The sequence below is a fragment of the Sporosarcina ureae genome, assembly GCF_002101375.1.
Lineage (GTDB): Bacteria > Bacillota > Bacilli > Bacillales_A > Planococcaceae > Sporosarcina > Sporosarcina ureae_B.
Genome location: NZ_CP015207.1, coordinates 1,179,614 through 1,197,482 on the forward strand (window position 1 = coordinate 1,179,614; position 17,869 = coordinate 1,197,482).

The window sequence follows — 17,869 nt, forward strand, 5'->3', positions numbered from 1 at the left end:
GTAGAGGATGCATCATTACGCTACGTTCCAGGCGAACCCGTTAGCAACTGAGCTTCAATCATTTCGCACTCACCCGGTCTACTTCCCTTCATTTATCAACAACATCTACAAATCTTGCATGAATTAGCCAAATAAGTAACACTTCTTATTGAGAAATGATATACTGTAGATAATAACTATTATAACTTCATATTCATTCTATTTAAACGCCCGAAAAGTCGATTCTACTACTGTAGAGTCGACTTTACTGCTTTAATAAGAGTTTTGAAATTGAAAATCATTATCAATTAGGAGGAGAATACATGACAACACTTGCAAAAGAACAACCTGAACAGACGATTGACTGGTCTGCACGTCTTGAACTGATCGCGGCTATATTATCTGGAATTATCATTCTTGCTGCATGGATTTTAGGAAAAAACGGTACAGAATCCTTTTCTGTCACGCTGTATATCATAGCGTTTCTAATTGGTGGTTACGCTAAAGCCAAGGAAGGTATTGAAGAAACGATAAAAAATAAAGAACTGAACGTCGAGATGCTAATGATTTTCGCGGCCATCGGTTCAGGAATTATCGGATATTGGGCTGAAGGTGCAATTCTGATTTTCATCTTTGCAATTAGCGGTGCATTAGAGACTTATACACTTAATAAAAGCCATAATGAAATATCTTCTCTGATGGAGATGCAGCCTGAAGAAGCGTGGTTAATTCTTGAAGATGGCAGTGAGAAAAAAGTATCTACTGACTCCCTATCGATCGGCTCTGTTTTGCTCGTTAAACCAGGCGAACGTATTCCGGTTGATGGTAAAGTATTAAGCGGAATTACTTCAATTGATATGTCAGCTATTAACGGAGAGTCTATTCCGGTGACAAAGCAGGAAAATGATGAGTTATTTGCAGGAACGGTTAATATTAGCGGGGCGATTCGTATGACAATGACGAAACCTAGTTCCGAGACGTTATTCCAAAAGATTATAACGATGGTACAAAACGCGCAAAGCGAAAAGTCTCCTTCACAACAATTTATCGAGCGCTTTGAAGGATCTTATGTGAAGATTGTGCTGGCAGCAGTTGTAATCATGATGTTCCTGCCTCACTTCTTATTCAACTGGGATTGGACTACAACGTTCTACCGTGCAATCGTCTTACTAGTCGTCGCTTCCCCTTGTGCGTTGATGGCTTCTATTATGCCTGCTACATTAGCGGCTGTTTCCAATGGCGCTAGAAAAGGTGTGTTATTTAAAGGTGGAGTTCATTTAGAGCACTTAAGTACATTGCAAGCATTCGCTTTTGATAAAACAGGTACTTTGACTACGGGGAAACCGATTGTGATGGATTTCATCGTTCGGGAAGGTGCAGACATGGAAGAGACGCTTGCTTTATTTGCAGGTGCAGAATCACTATCCAATCACCCGTTGGCGAAAGCTATCATCAATTACGCGACAGAGCATGGTGTAGAACCCGAACGTAATCTTCATATTGAAGACATTCCTGGATTTGGTATTAAAGCAGAGACGAGTAATGGTGACATTCTAATCGGTAATCCGAAATTTGTCGGAGTAGAGTTAGTAGAGGAATTCCAAGATAATGTGGCAGTGTCACTTGCAAATGAAGGTAAAACTGTCATTTTCATGAGAGATGAACAAGGAATTGTGGCGCTGGCTGCTTTACAGGATACCTTACGCAAAGAAGCAATTTCCGCAATTAAATCACTCCAATCTCTAGGAATTCGTACAGTGATGTTAACTGGCGACAATGAAAATACCGCTCATGCAATTGCAAATGAAGTAGGTGTCGATACGTACGTAGCAGAATGTCTACCCGAAGAGAAAGTCATTCAACTTAAGCATTTATTGAAAGAATATGGAACGGTTGGCATGGTAGGAGACGGGATCAACGACGCTCCTGCATTAGCTACTGCAACTTCGGGCATCGCGATGGGTGAAGGTACAGATGTAGCATTGGAGACAGCTGATGTTGTCCTGATGCAAAACGACTTGAATCGTTTATCGTATGCTATTAAGCTTTCAAGAAAAATGCAACGAATCGTTAAACAAAACGTATTCTTCTCGATAGCTGTGATATCGATCCTCATAATCGCAAACTTCATGCAAGTAGTCGACTTGCCTCTCGGTGTCATTGGACATGAAGGAAGTACGATTTTGGTTATATTAAACGGTTTACGAATGCTAAATAAAATAGATTAAATAAAAAGTGAAGAAAAGGGAACCCTTTTCTTCACTTTTTATTTATATAGTTTGTTCTTTACGTTCTTGACGGTTTTTTACGACGGAGTTGATTGTACCTCCAAGTAACAAAATGATAGCTGATAGATATAACCACATGATTAATACGATAATACCAGCGATACTACCATACGTATTCGCATAGCTTCCAAAATTGCTAATATAGAACGAGAATCCTAGTGACGTAATAATCCATCCTATTGTTGCAAAAATAGCACCTGGAAGTACTCCTTTAAAATGCAACTTTACACTTGGAACTAGCCAATATAATAAAGAGAATACTGCAAAGATCAGGAATGGTGGAATGAGGAATCGTATCAAATTCCATACGGTCAAGAACGTCTCTTCCAATCCTAAGAATGTGAAGATCAAATTCCCAATTGGTTGACCAAATATCGGTAGCACTAGCGCGATGATTACAGTCATAACTAACATAATAGTAAACGCAATTGACAATCCTTTTGAAACGAAAAAGTTTCGATCATCTTCAACTTCATATGCTTCATTCAAACCTTTCGTTACTGCACTCATACCTTTAGACGCGGACCAGATTGTAGCCAGAATACCGACTGATAGTAATCCCCCACTTTTATTATCCAGTACTTCAGAAAGTGTTCCTTCAATTAGAGAAGCTGTACTTTCCGGCGCATACTCGCGGATAAATAAAAAGATTTGGCTTTGGTCTAACTGCAAGTAAGGCAGTAATGTAAAAAGAAAGATTAGTAGAGGAAATAATGACAATAGGAAAAAGAAGGCTAACTGCGAACCAGTTGCTGAAATATCCAATTCTTTCACTCGGATAATCAATTGTTTGAAAAATCCGCTCGTAGTTGTCGGATCGAAATCCTCTTCTTCTCCGTCTTTTATATCTTTGATAAATTCTTTTACTTTTTCAGTTTGAGACCCACCTTGGTTTTCAGCATCTGAAGAAGGGGCACTTTTTTGTCTATTCAACTGATGTGTCCCCCTTTCATTTACTGATTCTACCGTTATTTTTTCTCTAGTGGTATCATGTTTTTTTTTTGGATCATCGGAGGCAACGATGCATCTTCCGTTGAGACAGAAGATGCGGCTGTGGAATCATCCACGATGATTTGCTCATACTCTGATTTGGAATCAGAGATTGCTTCTTTTGTATCCGCAAACATTTCTTTTACTTGTGGAGTCAACGTCTTAATTTCATCGACCTGTGATTTGATGTAATTTACATCACCTTTCACTTGATCAACAAGAGTTTGAACTTTTTCTTTTTTCTGTTGGAACTCATTTTTTACAATATCCGGATTTTCTTTGTAATATAATACTTTTTCATAAGATGATCTTGCTGTAGTGATCGTGTGCTGTCTAGTTGCCCGATCCAGCATACTCGCGGCTGCTCCAAGTAGTGCCCCGCCTAATACATATCTTCCAAATTTACTAGAACTCATACAACTTCGCCTCCTTATACACGTTTACGTTTCACTTCATTATACCCCTATTGCAACTTACCAAACAATCTTTGTAAAAGTTTATTCAAAAAAGGCTTGACGAATCGTTCTATTTTTTAGATTATTAACAATAACATGTTAATAACAGAATTCACTGAAAGGAGTTGGTTCTCGTAATCTTGGGAACGGATACAAACATCACAGAGAAATTGGGGGGATGAAATGGAGAAGATCGAGAATTTCTTGACAACTGCGTCCGATTTAATATGGGGACCGCCGTTGCTCATCTTATTAATTGGTACCGGAATTTATTTAACATTACGTTTAACATTCATTCAATTAAGATTACTGCCCTATTCACTGAAGCAAGTTTTTTCACGGAAGCATGATAAAAAAGCAGATGGAGACATTTCACAGTTTCAGGCTCTCATGACCGCGATGGCCGCGACTGTGGGTGTCGGTAATATCGTCGGAGTTGCATCTGCTGTTGTTGCAGGTGGGCCAGGTGCGATTTTCTGGATGTGGCTGGCTGGATTCTTCGGTATGGCAACAAAATACAGTGAGGCCATCTTGGCTGTTAAGTACCGTGTCAAAGATTCAAACGGTTTAATGGCTGGTGGACCGATGTACTATCTTGAACATGGTCTGAAGCAAAAATGGCTAGGCGTACTATTTGCGTTATTCGGCGCACTGGCTGCGTTCGGAATCGGTAACGGAACACAAGCTAAAGCTGTAGCAGACGTAATGAAAAGCACATTTGAAGTGCCCCATTATATTACAGGAATTGCATTGGTATTATTCGGTGCACTTGTAATTCTAGGTGGTATCAAATCAATCGGCCGAGTAACTGCTTTTTTCGTACCGATTATGGCATTATTCTATTTCTTTGCTGGTGCAATCGTTATGGTATTGAACATTGAACAAGTTCCAGCAGCATTCGGTTTGATTTTCACAGATGCATTCACAGGCCAGGCTGTTGCCGGTGGGGCAATCGGTACAGTAATACGATTCGGTGTCGCACGCGGTCTCTTCTCTAACGAAGCAGGTCTCGGTTCAGCTCCAATTGCAGCTGCTGCTGCACGTACAGATATGCCTGGACGTCAGGCACTCGTTTCGATGACGCAAGTATTATTCGATACGTTAATCATCTGTTCGATTACGGGTGTCACAATTGTTATGAGTAATAAGTGGCAAGATAAATCAATTGATGCTGGTTCTTTGACAGCAGAAGCGTTTGGCTCTTTCCTTGGTGGTATTGGGCCGATTTTAGTATCAATTGGACTTGTGTTCTTTGCTACATCCACCATTTTAGGTTGGAGTTATTATGGAGAAAAATGTTTCCAATATCTCTTCCCTAACCGCGCTGCTGTTCTTGCCTATCGAATAATATTCGTAGCATTCATTTTTGTAGGCGCGACTGCATCACTTGACCTGGTATGGATTTTAGCGGATGTACTGAATGGCTTAATGGCGATTCCAAACTTAATTGGATTGCTCGGTTTGTCCGGTGTTGTCATTATGGAGACAAGACGTTTTAAGAAGAGAATTGACGAAGAACGTGAAGAAGCTCGCAAATAACACTTCGTAGTTCAGTTGACAGCTTACTACTTTCATGAAATGATAGTTTTCATTAGAGGAAAGGCGGTACGCATATGGATTTGTCTACAAAATCACCTGAGAATGTCTCATACATGATTGAAAAGATTAAAGAAAAACTACGCATGGTAAATGTCGATGCGATGAAACCCGAAAACTTCAGTACAGAACAGTATGATGATTTGTACTATATGTACGAAATGGTCATGAAACGTGAAAACATTACGCCAAATGAAATGCAAGCAATTGCCTCAGAACTCGGTTCTATGCGCAAATAAAAAAGCGACTCCACTTGGAGTCGCTTTTTTATTGCGCTGTGACGGGTGTACCATCTTTTAATACAAGTGGCTGAATGAGCACTTCCACTCTACGGTTTTTGCTGCGATTTTCTACCGTATCATTTGGAACAATTGGCTTATATTCTCCGTATCCTTTCGCGCTAAATAGATTCGGATCAACTTCATTGTCTTGGACGATGATTTTCAAAAACTCAACAGCCCGCATAACACTTAATTCCCAGTTGGATGAATATTGAGCGTTATTGATGGGAATGTCGTCTGTATGACCCGTGATGACCACCTGACGTGGTCTATCAAGTGTCAGCAGTCGAGAAATATCATTAGCCAACCTTTTATACTCAGGATTGATTGTTGACTTCCCTGATTTAAACAGCACGCTGTCACGAATCGTGAGCAATAAGCCTTCATTCGTCATTTTAGTATCAAACTGATTCTCTAGTTCATTCACGGCAATATACTCGTCCAAATCATCTTGCGTTTCTCCCAAAGATTGCTGATCTTCCATATAGGAGGAGTTTTCATCTAACTCCCCTACCGAGTCGTCTGGAACAGGGGTAGTGGTCGGCGCACTCTCATTCATGATTCCACTACCACTTTCAAATATTTCACTGAATACTTTAGAGACTTCTGCAAATCTTCCCTCATCTACCGAACTCGTAGCAAATAGCACGATGAATAATGCTAGTAATAATGTCAATAGATCAGAGTAAGGTAATAGCCAAGATTCGTTAATATGTTCTATTTCGCGCTTCTTTTTCTTACGCTTCTTCGCCAACTTTACCAGCTCCTTCGCCACCATCCATAGCTAGCTTTTTCCGGTCCTCTACAGATAGATAAGATGCCAATTTCTGTTCGATGACACGCGGCGCTTCCCCTTCCAATACGGAAAGAATTCCTTCAATTACCATTGTCCTCTGGCGGACTTCTTCTTTTGACTTGCGCACCAGTTTATTAGAGAACGGATGCCATAAAACATATCCTGTAAAAATCCCAAGCAATGTCGCAATAAATGCAGCAGAAATCGCATGTCCTAACGCATCGATATTGTTCATATCTTTTAGTGCGGCAATCAATCCCACAACAGCTCCGAGAACCCCTAGTGTAGGGGCATATGTACCGGCTTGAGAGAAAATGAGTGCACCAACTGAGTGACGTTCCTCCATCGCCTCAACTTCTTCACTTAATACATCCCGAATATAATCGGCATTCTGACCGTCAATGGCCAAACTCAAGCCATTTTTCAAAAACGGATCATCAATTTCATCTGTTTTTGCTTCCAAGGCAAGTAATCCTTCTCTACGCGCAATATCAGCCCAAGAAGAAAATAGACGAATTAATTCTGCATCTGACGCAAGCTTTTGCTGAGTAAAAATAATTTTAAATAATTTAGGTACCTTCTTTAATTCATTTAGCGGAAATGCGATGACAACAGCACCAATCGTTCCTGCAATGATGATTAGGATAGCGGCCGGGTTAAGTAACGCATCGGGCGTTACCCCTTTGAGCGTCATCCCAATAAGGAGAGCTGCAAATCCTAACACTAAACCTACAATTGTGGATAAATCCATATATAAAGCCTCCAAATACTACATTCTTCTTATTATTTCGGTTATTTTATGACGTTGTTTAGGGAAAACCGTCGACTATTGTTTAGGGAGTTAAGAGTATTTCATCCTATCTCGATTGCTTTATCGTTGCGAACTGTGATCTTCACTTGTTAGAATTATCACAATACGTAAAAAGGAGATGTCATGATGAATCAATTTCAAGACCAACTTTCCAATTATGCCGACTTAGCCGTAAAGGTAGGTGTAAATATTCAACAAGATCAATATCTGTTCATCAGCGCTTCTACTGAAATTACTTCATTTGTTCGATTGATCGTTGAAAAAGCTTATGAAGCAGGAGCACGACAAGTATTCGTAGACTGGGTCGACGATATCGTCACACGTCTGCGTTATGAAAAAGCACCAGCGGATTCGTTTTCTGAGTTCCCTGCGTGGAAACAAATGGAACGTGAACAGCTAGCTGAAAAAGGCGCTGCTTTCATGTCCATCGTATCGCAAGACCCAGACTTATTAAACGGCATTGAATCTAGCAGAATACGCGATAATCAGAAAGCCTCCAGCACTGCTCTTAGCCAGTTCCGTCAAGCTATGCAGGCAGATAAATTTAGCTGGACAGTAATCGCTGCACCTTCGACTGCATGGGCAGCTAAAGTTTTTCCTGAATTACCTACGGAAGAACAAGTACCTGCTCTATGGAATGCTATTTTACGTGCTGTAAGAGCTGATCAGCCAGATCCAGTGCAAGCATGGAATAAGCACAATGAAAATTTGCATGAAAAAGTAGATTATTTGAATGGTAAACATTACCGTAAACTTCATTATACAGCTCCAGGCACCGACTTAACAATAGAATTACCGGAAAAGCACTTATGGTGTGGAGCTGGTAGTGTCAATCAAGCTGGGCATGAGTTCATGGCGAATATGCCAACCGAAGAAGTCTTTACAGCACCGTTAAAAACTGGAGTGAATGGCTCTGTTACCAGCACTAAACCACTTAGCTATGCGGGAACAATCATTGAGGGCTTCACGATTCAATTTAAAGACGGCAAAATCACAAACGTTTCAGCTGATCAAGGTGAAGAAATCCTGAAACAACTGGTCGATACCGACGAAGGCTCCCAATTCCTTGGTGAAGTAGCACTGGTACCGCATGACTCACCTATTTCCAATTCAAATGTTTTATTCTACAATACTTTATTTGATGAAAATGCCTCAAATCACTTGGCAATCGGGAGTGCTTACGCATTTTGTCTAGATGGTGGAAAAGAAATGGATTCCGAACAACTACAAGCTAATGGATTAAACCAAAGCTTGACACACGTCGATTTCATGATTGGATCTGAAAAGATGGATATTGATGGAATACTTGAAGATGGAACAGTAGAGCCTGTCTTCCGTAATGGCAATTGGGCATTCTAAAATCCGTCACTTTTCATTCGAAGTTTACAATAGCTCTTAATATTTTCTTGAAAATCGTGTATAATGGATAAGAGATCATAATACATTTCAGAAAGAGGGGCTTTCAAATGGCTTTAATGTATACAACAGTTATCGGTTACATGGTTGTTCTTGGACTTGCATCCTTGTTTACGATGCACTTCTTATCTGGATCAATGGATTCAAACGACTCCATTACTATTGATCCGAAACCAGAAGGCAGAAACTAATTTGCTTCTATTCCAGTCTCAATGGATATGGATTACATGATTAGAGTTGCCTGACAAAGGCAACTCTTTTCTTTTACATACTATAAACAGTGCGAAGGAGATTATAACCATGACATCATTATCCGAAATTATGATTTATAACAAATCGTTCGTTGAAGAAAAAAAGTACGAAGAGTTTTCCACTACGAAATTTCCGAATAAACGGATTGTCATCCTCACGTGTATGGATACAAGATTAATCGAGCTTCTTCCTAAAGCAATGAATTTAAAAAATGGCGATGCTAAAATCATTAAAAGTGCTGGCGCTATTATCACATCTCCTTTTGGCGGTTTGATGCGAAGTATATTAGTTGCCGTTTATGAATTACAAGCAGATGAAATATACGTGATCGGGCATCATGATTGCGGCATGAGCTCGATCAACACGGATCACATTATAGGAAACATGATTGAGCGCGGTGTTGATCCGAACATGTTCAAAACATTGAAGTATTCCGGTATCGATATGGAAAAATGGTTGCACGGTTTCAGCGATGTGACAGAGAGCGTGAAAAAGAGTGTGGACGCGATCCGCAACCACCCTCTCATCCCAACCGACGTAAATGTTCATGGTCTTGTAATCGACCCTGCTAACGGCAAGCTGGACATTATTGAAGATGGTTACAATGCACAAGAGTTATCTCAGTAAAATAATTAGATAAAAAACCGGCCTCTTTGTTATGAGGCCGGTTTTTGTGTTTTTATGACGTGTGGCGTAGTGGGGCTATGAGCGGTTGTAGGGCGACTTTGAGCGCTCAGGCCAAATGTATGAGCGAATCCAACGCAATATAGAGCGGTTAGCCAGCGGGATAGAGCGATCCGGCATGAACTATGAGCGCCTACACGAAACTATGAGCGGAAACGCGTTCGCGCTGTTGCTCCACCTTAGAATGACGTGTGGCGTGGTGGGGCTATGAGCGGTTGTAGGGCGACTTTGAGCGCTCAGGCCAAATGTATGAGCGAATCCAACGCAATATAGAGCGGTTAGCCAGCGGGATAGAGCGATCCGGCATGAACTATGAGCGCCTACACGAAACTATGAGCGGAAACGCGTTCGCGCTGTTGCTCCACCTTAGAATGACGTGTGGCGTGGTGGGGGGCTATGAGCGGTTGTAGGGCGACTTTGAGCGCTCAGGCCAAATGTATGAGCGAATCCAACGCAATATAGAGCGGTTAGCCAGCGGGATAGAGCGGGCATGAATTATGAGCACCTACACGAAACTATGAGCGGGAAACGCGTTCGCGCTGTTGCTCCACCTCAGAATGACGTGTGGCGTGGTGGGGGGCTATGAGCGGTTGTAGGGAGACTTTGAGCGCTCAGGCCAAATGTATGAGCGAATCCAACGCAATATAGAGCGGTTAGCCAGCGGGATAGAGCGGGCAGGCATGAACTATGAGCACCTACACGAAACTATGAGCGGAAACGCGTTCGCGCTGTTACTCCACCTCAGAATGACGTGTGGCGTGGTGGGGCTATGAGCGGTTGTAGGGTGACTTTGAGCGCTCAGGCCAAATGTATGAGCGAATCCAACGCAATATAGAGCGGTTAGCCAGCGGGATAGAGCGATCCGGCATGAACTATGAGCACCTACACGAAACTATGAGCGGAAACGCGTTCGCGCTGTTGCTCCACCTCAGACATCAAGAAAAACCAGCATCTTCTATTCGAAGAGCCGGCTTTTCCATATAGTTATCCACTTTTCCAAAAAGGTCTTACCCTTTCAATAATCCGCTTCCACAATGGCATACATATAGTGATCTTCCCATATACCATTAATAAACAGTAATTGACGCAACAACCCCTCACGCTGGTATTTCGCTTTTTCCAATACTTTGACCGAACCTACATTACGAGGAGATACATAGGCTTCTATCCTATGCAAATTCGCTTTTTCAAACGCAAATTGATTAATGAGTGAGACTGCTTCAGTCCCAATGCCTCTTCCTGCTTGCCGCTGATCAATGGAATACCCCACAAAACCACTGGAAAACGGCAACCGTTTAATACTATACAATGAAATTTGGCCAATAATCATACTAGTTTCCGAATCAAAAATTCCGAAATTGTACTCTCGTCGATCACGCATTTGATAAAGTGATTCTCGAATTTTATCCCGTTGCATTGCTACTGTGTAATACGTATTATCGTGTTTTGGTTCAAATTCTGTCCAGTATTCCTTATTGGCGATAAGTAGCTGGGTGAATTGATACGCATCATCTTCCGTGAGTATTCGTAGGTAGCACTGCTCCCCTTCGAGTAAAATCATTTGTCCTCATCCTTTTCGAAGCATTCTGTTCTTACCTTCTACTTTATCTAATCGGTGCGAATGAAATGGAGATTCAGTACAAGTTACCTGAATTCATTAATTCTTATTATAGTTTTTTTCCAGTTACAAGACAATAGAATGCCACATTTTCTCATTTGTAAAGGAATATTCATACTTTCCCACTCCATCGATCCGTAATCTCTGTATACTATTGTTCAGGAGGATTTTATCATGCTAAGAATTATTTTGATGGTACTTTCGCTACTCATCATGATTGGAACTCATATCGCTGCAAATTTAATCCCACTTAACGGACTGACTACTTGGGAAATTGCTAATCGGGTACCAGTTCTATTCATGCCTGCAGAGTACGTTTTTTCAATTTGGATTGTGTTAGACCTGCTACTTGTCAGTTGGCTATACTTGTTTTCCAAAACATCAGCTAGACTCTCTTCATCCGTTGCCAATTTACGTGCAATCTCGTTCTCGGTCAGCTGTTTTTTAAATATTGCATGGCTTTTATTATGGCATTATAGTTATTATTATTGGGCCATTGTGAGCGTAATTGCTTTATTAATTTGTTTACTCGTGTTGTATTTCAGTTATGCAAAAATAGAGGGAACGAATCGCGAACGACTTCCGATCTCAGCTTATATGGCATGGATCTTTATCGCTGTCATCGCGAATTCTACCTATGCTTTCAAATTCCACGATTGGACAGGATGGGGTTTGAGTGATCCACTATGGACAGTATTGTTCTTAACTCTGACTACAGCAATCGCTCTACATTTTATGTATCACTACCATGACTATATGTTTAATTTAATTATTATTTGGTCTTTCATCGGTATTGCAATAAAAAATGGAACCGAGGAATTATTTGTTTCTACAGCCGCTTTATTTCTTTCTGCAGTAATTGGTTTTATACTATTTATGGGTCAGCGTTTTTCAAAGTCCAAACAATTATAACACGGTGCCAATCAGGCAGCCGTGTTTTTTTCGTGATTATACCGTAAACTGGGGTATAGGTTAGAGTGTGGACTATCATGCTAGAGAGTGGAGGTTACGCTATGTCAAATTCAAAGTTATTGTCTTCTCTTAGTTATTTCAGTGTCTTTTTCGCTCCCCTTTTACTGCCAATCATCATTTATTTCGTTGCAGATGAATTCGAAGTTCGCCGTCATGCAAAAAAAGCACTCGTTTCACATATCGTCCCTATGGTATTACTAATAGCTGGTTTCATTATCATGTCCTTTTCGATCTTTTCCTTTAATACCGACAGCATCACAAATGCAAACAGCAATATGATGTTCTGGGGATTCATTCCTATGTTATTCATTATTTTATATAGTTTATTGTTTGTAATTGTCCTGATTTGGAATGTATATCAAGGCATAAAAGTCTTGAAATAAGGATGGAAAGAACAAGCTAATCATTAAAAAAACATCAATAAAGTATGATATAGTAGAATTGAATAAATTGTACGGAAGAAAGGACTTGTGAACATGATTGTAAAAAATGATGAAGAATTAGAGGGGTTAAGGGCAATAGGTAAAATTGTTGCAGAAATTCGTGAAACGTTGAAAGATGCTACAGTACCTGGCATCACGACGAAAGAACTTGATGATATGGCAGGTCGTCTGTTTGCTGAAAAAGGTGCGGTTTCTGCTCCTATTGATCAGTATGACTTCCCTGGCTATACATGTATCAGTGTCAACCATCATGTAGCGCACGGTATTCCAGGAAGTTACGAGATCCAAGATGGTGATCTCGTGAATATAGATGTCTCCGGATCAGCTGGCGGCTATTTTGCAGATACTGGTATTTCATTCGTAGCAGGTACACCTGATGAGCAAAAGCAGAAGTTATGCGACGTAGCAAAGTCAGCTTTGGACCGCGCATTATTGAAAGTAAAAGCTGGTTCTAGTTTGAACCAGATCGGTAAAGCTGTGGAGCGTGAAGCGAAAGATAACGGCTTACATGTGATTAAAAATTTAACCGGTCACGGAATTGGTACGTCTCTTCACGAAGAGCCACAACATATTCTGAATTATTATGATCCTTGGGATAAAACGTTATTGAAGGATGGTATGGTGCTGGCAGTGGAGCCATTCGTTTCACAGGCGGCTGAGCAGGTGATTGAATTGGATGACGGGTGGACATTTGTTACGCCTGATAAGTCACTGGTTGCCCAAATTGAGCATACGATTGTCGTGACGAAGAATCAGCCTATAATTTTGACTCAGCTTGATTGATAGGAGAAACGAGTGTGTGCGGGCATTTCCGTGCACACTCATTTTTTTGTACAAAGATTTTGAAAGACTGACATACTGGTTAAAAGAAAAAAACTGAAGAACAGCCTCCTAATATAAGGGCTGTCTTCAGTCTTTGCGTATCATCATGTGGAAGTTACGTTTTATTATTTCTTTTTCTTAACTTTCGGCTTTGATTTCTTTGGTGCCGCTTTTTTCATTTCTTCCACTGTCTTAGAGTTTCCTTCGATCAGTTGTCCGTTGTACCAGACTTTTTGAACGGTTTTGATGCCTTTGGAAACTTTACGGTAGTCGCGTTCTTCCGTGTAAGATAGAAGTGTCAGGACTTCACCGTCTGCTCCTGCACGGCCTGTTCTTCCCGATCTGTGCACGTATTGCTCAGCTGTGTGTGGTACATCGACATGGATGACGTGTGTCAGTCCTTCGATATCCAGGCCTCGCGCTGCTAAGTCTGTTGCAATCAGTATACGAATAGTACCTTTTCTGAAGTCTTCTAATGTCTTCTGGCGATCGAGTTTTTTCATATCCGAGTAGAGGACTGCAATTGGTGCATCGGTGTAAAGTAGTTTTAGTTCTTTCATACGCAATTGATCTACGTTATTCATGAATGTTAGTGCGCGCACCCCTGATATTGCAGAGATCCCTCGAAGTACGTCGGTCTTTTTGCGTTCATCCACTTTTACGTAGGAATGAATAACTTCACCACTATTTGGAATCTCATCCGCATTGACTTGTAGGCGGATTGGATCTTTCATCAGTTGCTTGGCAACCAGCTCGATTTCATCTGTAATTGTAGCAGACACAACTGCCACCTGACGTTCAGGATTTGCTGCTTCAATTAAGCTTTTCACTAGTACGCGATATTCACGCGACAGAAGCTGATCCCCTTCATCAATGACCAAGTATTGAATATCATACATTTTCAGCTTTCTTTCTCTTACTAATTCATTTAATCTTCCCGGTGTACCGACTACGATTGTTGGTTTTTTCTTTAGCTTTTCGATTTGACGTTGCATATTTGCACCGCCAATCAGCTGAGTTACTGTAACTGGAGTACCTTCAACCAACTCACGTATCACATTGACTATCTGCATAGATAGCTCTTGTGATGGCGTAATAATTAACGCTTGTGTCTTCGGTAGATTTCCGTCGACCATTTGAATCACAGGTAACGCATAGGCTAGTGTTTTCCCTGTCCCTGTTGGTGATTCAGCTACTATGTCTTTACCAGACAACATCTCGGGTATCATTTGAGACTGAATCGGCATAGGTTGTTTAAATTTCCATTTTGTGCGCAAAGATTCATTCAGCTCGTCTAAAAAATTCATTCGGTTCACTCTTTTCTGTAGTTGAGGACTTCAACCGGTTATTTTTTTTGAAGCTTCTTTTTCAACTTCTGAATTTTAGGCACTACTTTTACAAACATGTTATAAATGAACGGTTTGTATACTTTATCGATTTCACCGATAAATTCTGTTACGCCGTCTACCTGACAAAAACTGTTCTTAAAGTTATATAATCCATCTTGCTCACTATCGAGTACGAATACCCCACCAAGATCATACTGTTCCGCTCCGATTTCCAATCCCCACTTCATCATTTCATAGTTCATTAGATAACTAGGATTAAGATTGCGCTTCGTGTTGGAACTGCCAGCGTATAAATAATACAATTTCCCATTATAGTTAATTGTTACAGCACCAGCTAAATAATCGTCTTCATGCTTTGCTATATAGATGCGTAAATCATCGAATGCTTCTCGCATTTTGACGAAATAATCATAGGAACGAATAGAGATTTGATTACGAACAGACATTTCTTCATGGATTTCAAAGAATTTCTTTAAATATTCATCACTGCGAGAATAAGAAATCTCCACACCTTTACGTGCAGAGCTTCGGATTTTACTTCGTGTTCTGCTACGGAACTTAAGCATTAACGAATCTTCATCTTCGTCGGTCAATTTAACAATCATATTGTAACGAGGCTGTATTAAATCTTCTTTGCCCGCGCCTTCGTTGCGTACTATGTAACCTGCATCACGGTAAAGCTTGTCCAATTCATCTGTATACAGCTGTTCTGGATCCATTTTTAATGCAAAGGCTTTATGTTTTTTTACAAGCACCTCTGCCTCTTGAATTAATTCTTCAACCAATTTCTGATTATGTAAATCACAAATAGGTCCACGTGGTGCATATAGTAATGAAAAACCGCCTGGTACCTTCCGTATCAATAAGGACATAGCGGCTACAATTTCTCCATCTCGTTCTACGTATACTTGCTCATTACCCCAATCATCTTTAACATTTGCCCAGTTGGGATCTTGTGTAATTGAACGAAAGGGAGAATTTCTCATAAACGTTTCATATCTTTTAACATCTTCTGCATTGCTTTTATCTAAAATCGGCACTGCTCGAACACTCCTTACATTACTATAGCTCCGTACAATTTCCGTTTTGATCTTTTGAAAATCTTAAAGAACCGCACAGCCACAGCTCTATTAAGTGTAGCCTACTGTATTTTTCAAGTCAAGAATCGAAGAGTAGTTACCTGTCATTTAACAATGAAGTTTGAAAAACAAGTAGGAAATTACTATTAAATGAGACAAGCTATTCCGTTATTAATCATAATAGCCTATACTAATAAAAGGGTATAAAGGTTTCATATAGCAAAATGCAAAAGGGGGCATTACATAGTGAAAGGTTCAGTACGCAACAAGTTAATAGCGCTCGCAGCACTTGTTATTTTTATTCCATTATTAGCTGTGGGGATCGTCAATTACTTTGTAGCGAAGCAAGAACTTGAGAAAGTTGGGGAAATGGGATTACAGAACGGGACTTATGCTGTTCTGGACTTAATCGATGAACTGAATGTTCAAGTAGAGAATGGTACAATAAGTTTGGAGAAAGCACAAGAACGAGCTAAAGACAAAATTATGGGACCTATGGCCACTGATGGCACTAGACCTATAAACAATCCAGCGAAATATGGGGAGAACTTCTACTTTTACGTTGTGGATGAGGAAGGTACTTTACTTGTACATCCACAGAAAGAAGGAGAAAGTCTCTATGAAACGAAAACAAAAGATGGCCGTTACTTCATTCGTGAAGTAATCTCAGAAGCTAAAAGCGGAGGTGGTTATGTACAGTATGACTGGCCGCTGCCAAGTAACTTGAATGTTGAAGCACCCAAAGTCACATACAGCCTACAAGACCCTAATTGGGGATGGATTATAGTGGCAGGGACTTATCTAGTAGATTTTAATGCTGGAGCAAAAAATGTTTTATGGTATACCTTAATTTCAATCATTATTTCTATTATCGTGGGTGTTACACTATTCTCGATCTTCTCAGGGCGCCTAACATCATATATTAAGAATATCCGTCACATTACAGCTGAAATTGCGCAAGGGAAACTATCAGGCGAAGATATTCCAATCCGTTCACGTGATGAGCTCGGCCATTTAGCTGAAAACGTAAATACAATGAAAAATAATCTGAATGAAATGGTCGGTCACACAAGACTTTCTTCAGACCGTATGAGAACATCTTCCGAAACACTTAGCGCAATCACGGAAGAAACAACAGCATCGGCTGACGAAATCCATAGCGCTATTGCTGAAGTATCTTCAGGTGCAGTATTGCAATCCGAAGAAGCAGATATCGCGATTACAAAAGTTAGTCAATTATCTACATTGATTTCTAAAGCATCCGAGCAATATGAAAACGTAGTGACAGAAATGCGCAGCATGAACGATCTACAAAGTTCAGGTATGCAAAAAGCGGAGACTTTAGAGGAAAACTCTCAAAACTTCAACATTGTCATCAACGACTTGCAAGGGAACTTCTCACAACTTGTATCTAGAATGAATGAAATACAAACCATCGTCCAAACGATTTCATCCATCTCTGAGCAAACGAACTTACTGGCATTAAACGCTAGTATCGAAGCCGCTCGCGCAGGAGAACATGGAAAAGGATTCGCTGTAGTAGCCAATGAAGTCCGCCATTTATCGGAAGACACGAATGAGGCAACTACGAAAGTTCGCGATCTCCTTGTGCATATTCGAAAAGATACGACAACTGCCGAAAATCAAATGAAACACACATTAGATTTGACGAGTAATCAAGAAGGCACGATTATAGAAACTAAAAATGCTTTCGAACAACTATCCGATTCCATTCTCAACATCACATCACTGTTGAAGACTATGGAAAATGATATGAACAGTATGGATGAAAATCGACAACATGTTGTTCAGGCAATAGATCAAATTGCAGCTGTCGCAACTGAATCGGCTGCCGCTACCGAACAAGTCAATGCATCCATCGATGAACAAAAAGCTGCAATCAGCACGATTATGCACGCTTCCCTTGACCTTCATACAGAAGCAGAGAATATGCACGATCTAGTTGACCGATTTAGCTAATTATTTAAGTAAAGTAAGATATAACGAGGCTGGGACAGAAGTAGAAAATCTATCGTAA

At 40.5% G+C, this 17,869-nt stretch carries 17 protein-coding genes; 10 read left to right on the forward strand and 7 right to left on the reverse strand.

The window, feature by feature from the left end; genetic code table 11:
- Window positions 1-302 precede the first annotated feature (302 nt).
- Window positions 303-2,207 (forward strand): heavy metal translocating P-type ATPase, encoded by a 1,905-nt coding sequence (locus SporoP8_RS05880; RefSeq protein ID WP_085131641.1) that lies wholly within the window; start codon window positions 303-305, stop codon window positions 2,205-2,207.
- A 42-nt stretch (window positions 2,208-2,249) separates the two neighbouring features.
- Here SporoP8_RS05880 and SporoP8_RS05885 read toward each other — a convergent pair whose 3' ends face one another.
- Together SporoP8_RS05885 and SporoP8_RS05890 are read right to left on the reverse strand one after the other, a co-directional pair.
- A complete protein-coding gene (locus SporoP8_RS05885) occupies window positions 2,250-3,200 on the reverse strand; it encodes a YihY/virulence factor BrkB family protein (protein ID WP_085131642.1) in 951 nt (316 codons plus the stop codon).
- A gap of 35 nt (window positions 3,201-3,235) precedes the next feature.
- Complete coding sequence (locus SporoP8_RS05890; RefSeq protein WP_085131643.1) at window positions 3,236-3,673, reverse strand: hypothetical protein; 438 nt, start codon at window positions 3,671-3,673, stop codon at window positions 3,236-3,238.
- A gap of 222 nt (window positions 3,674-3,895) precedes the next feature.
- On the opposite strand from SporoP8_RS05890, the gene SporoP8_RS05895 reads away from it, so the two are divergent.
- Window positions 3,896-5,251 (forward strand): alanine/glycine:cation symporter family protein, encoded by a 1,356-nt coding sequence (locus SporoP8_RS05895; RefSeq protein WP_085131644.1) that lies wholly within the window; start codon window positions 3,896-3,898, stop codon window positions 5,249-5,251.
- 74 nt (window positions 5,252-5,325) lie between these two features.
- On the forward strand, window positions 5,326-5,547 hold the full coding sequence (locus SporoP8_RS05900; protein ID WP_085131645.1) for a DUF1128 domain-containing protein: 222 nt from the start codon (window positions 5,326-5,328) through the stop codon (window positions 5,545-5,547).
- Window positions 5,548-5,575: 28 nt separating this feature from the next.
- Here the strand turns inward: SporoP8_RS05900 and motB are convergent, their stop codons facing one another.
- Both motB and motA read right to left on the reverse strand, forming a co-directional pair.
- Window positions 5,576-6,343 carry a flagellar motor protein MotB gene (gene motB, locus SporoP8_RS05905; RefSeq protein ID WP_085131646.1) on the reverse strand — a complete coding sequence of 256 codons (768 nt, stop codon included), beginning with the start codon at window positions 6,341-6,343 and terminating at the stop codon, window positions 5,576-5,578.
- Entirely contained in the window at window positions 6,327-7,136 is an 810-nt protein-coding gene (gene motA / locus SporoP8_RS05910) for a flagellar motor stator protein MotA (protein WP_085131647.1), read from the reverse strand. The genes motB and motA overlap by 17 nt, the downstream gene beginning before the upstream one ends.
- Window positions 7,137-7,322: 186 nt before the next feature.
- On the opposite strand from motA, the gene SporoP8_RS05915 reads away from it, so the two are divergent.
- From SporoP8_RS05915 to SporoP8_RS05920, 3 genes are all read left to right on the forward strand, one after another.
- Window positions 7,323-8,555: an aminopeptidase gene (locus tag SporoP8_RS05915; RefSeq protein WP_085131648.1), complete on the forward strand. Its 1,233-nt coding sequence runs from the start codon at window positions 7,323-7,325 to the stop codon at window positions 8,553-8,555.
- 107 nt (window positions 8,556-8,662) lie between these two features.
- The gene (locus SporoP8_RS16640) at window positions 8,663-8,803 is read left to right on the forward strand and encodes a hypothetical protein (protein WP_169535197.1); all 141 of its coding nucleotides are present in this window, start codon (window positions 8,663-8,665) and stop codon (window positions 8,801-8,803) included.
- 109 nt (window positions 8,804-8,912) lie between these two features.
- A complete protein-coding gene (locus tag SporoP8_RS05920; protein ID WP_085131649.1) occupies window positions 8,913-9,491 on the forward strand; it encodes a beta-class carbonic anhydrase in 579 nt (192 codons plus the stop codon).
- A 1,072-nt stretch (window positions 9,492-10,563) separates the two neighbouring features.
- Here SporoP8_RS05920 and SporoP8_RS05925 read toward each other — a convergent pair.
- Window positions 10,564-11,109, reverse strand: coding sequence for a GNAT family N-acetyltransferase (locus SporoP8_RS05925; protein WP_085131650.1), 546 nt, complete (start codon window positions 11,107-11,109; stop codon window positions 10,564-10,566).
- 231 nt (window positions 11,110-11,340) lie between these two features.
- Between SporoP8_RS05925 and SporoP8_RS05930 the strand changes: the two genes are divergently transcribed.
- The 3 genes from SporoP8_RS05930 (at window position 11,341) to map (ending at window position 13,364) form a co-directional block, all read left to right on the forward strand.
- Entirely contained in the window at window positions 11,341-12,078 is a 738-nt protein-coding gene (locus tag SporoP8_RS05930) for a hypothetical protein (protein ID WP_085131651.1), read from the forward strand.
- 101 nt (window positions 12,079-12,179) lie between these two features.
- Window positions 12,180-12,521, forward strand: a complete 342-nt coding sequence (locus SporoP8_RS05935; RefSeq protein ID WP_085131652.1) for a magnetosome magnetite crystal formation protein family — start codon at window positions 12,180-12,182, stop codon at window positions 12,519-12,521.
- 93 nt (window positions 12,522-12,614) lie between these two features.
- Entirely contained in the window at window positions 12,615-13,364 is a 750-nt protein-coding gene (map, locus tag SporoP8_RS05940; protein WP_085131653.1) for a type I methionyl aminopeptidase, read from the forward strand.
- Between the two features lie 164 nt (window positions 13,365-13,528).
- Here the strand turns inward: map and SporoP8_RS05945 are convergent, their stop codons facing one another.
- Both SporoP8_RS05945 and SporoP8_RS05950 read right to left on the reverse strand, forming a co-directional pair.
- A complete protein-coding gene (locus tag SporoP8_RS05945; RefSeq protein ID WP_085131654.1) occupies window positions 13,529-14,710 on the reverse strand; it encodes a DEAD/DEAH box helicase in 1,182 nt (393 codons plus the stop codon).
- 38 nt (window positions 14,711-14,748) lie between these two features.
- Window positions 14,749-15,792, reverse strand: a complete 1,044-nt coding sequence (locus SporoP8_RS05950) for a lipid II:glycine glycyltransferase FemX (RefSeq protein WP_085131655.1) — start codon at window positions 15,790-15,792, stop codon at window positions 14,749-14,751.
- A gap of 285 nt (window positions 15,793-16,077) precedes the next feature.
- Between SporoP8_RS05950 and SporoP8_RS05955 the strand changes: the two genes are divergently transcribed.
- Window positions 16,078-17,811, forward strand: coding sequence for a methyl-accepting chemotaxis protein (locus tag SporoP8_RS05955; RefSeq protein ID WP_232319221.1), 1,734 nt, complete (start codon window positions 16,078-16,080; stop codon window positions 17,809-17,811).
- Window positions 17,812-17,869 lie beyond the last annotated feature (58 nt).

Excerpts from the sequence above, each read along its gene's own strand:
- SporoP8_RS05895 (WP_085131644.1), top strand. The coding sequence starts at position 3,896 with ATGGAGAAGATCGAGAATTTCTTGACAACTGCGTCCGATTTAATATGG.
- SporoP8_RS05915 (WP_085131648.1), top strand. The coding sequence starts at position 7,323 with ATGAATCAATTTCAAGACCAACTTTCCAATTATGCCGACTTAGCCGTA.
- SporoP8_RS05935 (WP_085131652.1), top strand. The coding sequence starts at position 12,180 with ATGTCAAATTCAAAGTTATTGTCTTCTCTTAGTTATTTCAGTGTCTTT.
- motA (WP_085131647.1), bottom strand. The coding sequence starts at position 7,136 with ATGGATTTATCCACAATTGTAGGTTTAGTGTTAGGATTTGCAGCTCTC.
- SporoP8_RS05890 (WP_085131643.1), bottom strand. The coding sequence starts at position 3,673 with ATGAGTTCTAGTAAATTTGGAAGATATGTATTAGGCGGGGCACTACTT.
- SporoP8_RS05920 (WP_085131649.1), top strand. The coding sequence starts at position 8,913 with ATGACATCATTATCCGAAATTATGATTTATAACAAATCGTTCGTTGAA.
- SporoP8_RS05880 (WP_085131641.1), top strand. The coding sequence starts at position 303 with ATGACAACACTTGCAAAAGAACAACCTGAACAGACGATTGACTGGTCT.
- map (WP_085131653.1), top strand. The coding sequence starts at position 12,615 with ATGATTGTAAAAAATGATGAAGAATTAGAGGGGTTAAGGGCAATAGGT.
- SporoP8_RS05900 (WP_085131645.1), top strand. The coding sequence starts at position 5,326 with ATGGATTTGTCTACAAAATCACCTGAGAATGTCTCATACATGATTGAA.
- SporoP8_RS05925 (WP_085131650.1), bottom strand. The coding sequence starts at position 11,109 with ATGATTTTACTCGAAGGGGAGCAGTGCTACCTACGAATACTCACGGAA.
- SporoP8_RS16640 (WP_169535197.1), top strand. The coding sequence starts at position 8,663 with ATGGCTTTAATGTATACAACAGTTATCGGTTACATGGTTGTTCTTGGA.
- SporoP8_RS05945 (WP_085131654.1), bottom strand. The coding sequence starts at position 14,710 with ATGAATTTTTTAGACGAGCTGAATGAATCTTTGCGCACAAAATGGAAA.
- SporoP8_RS05930 (WP_085131651.1), top strand. The coding sequence starts at position 11,341 with ATGCTAAGAATTATTTTGATGGTACTTTCGCTACTCATCATGATTGGA.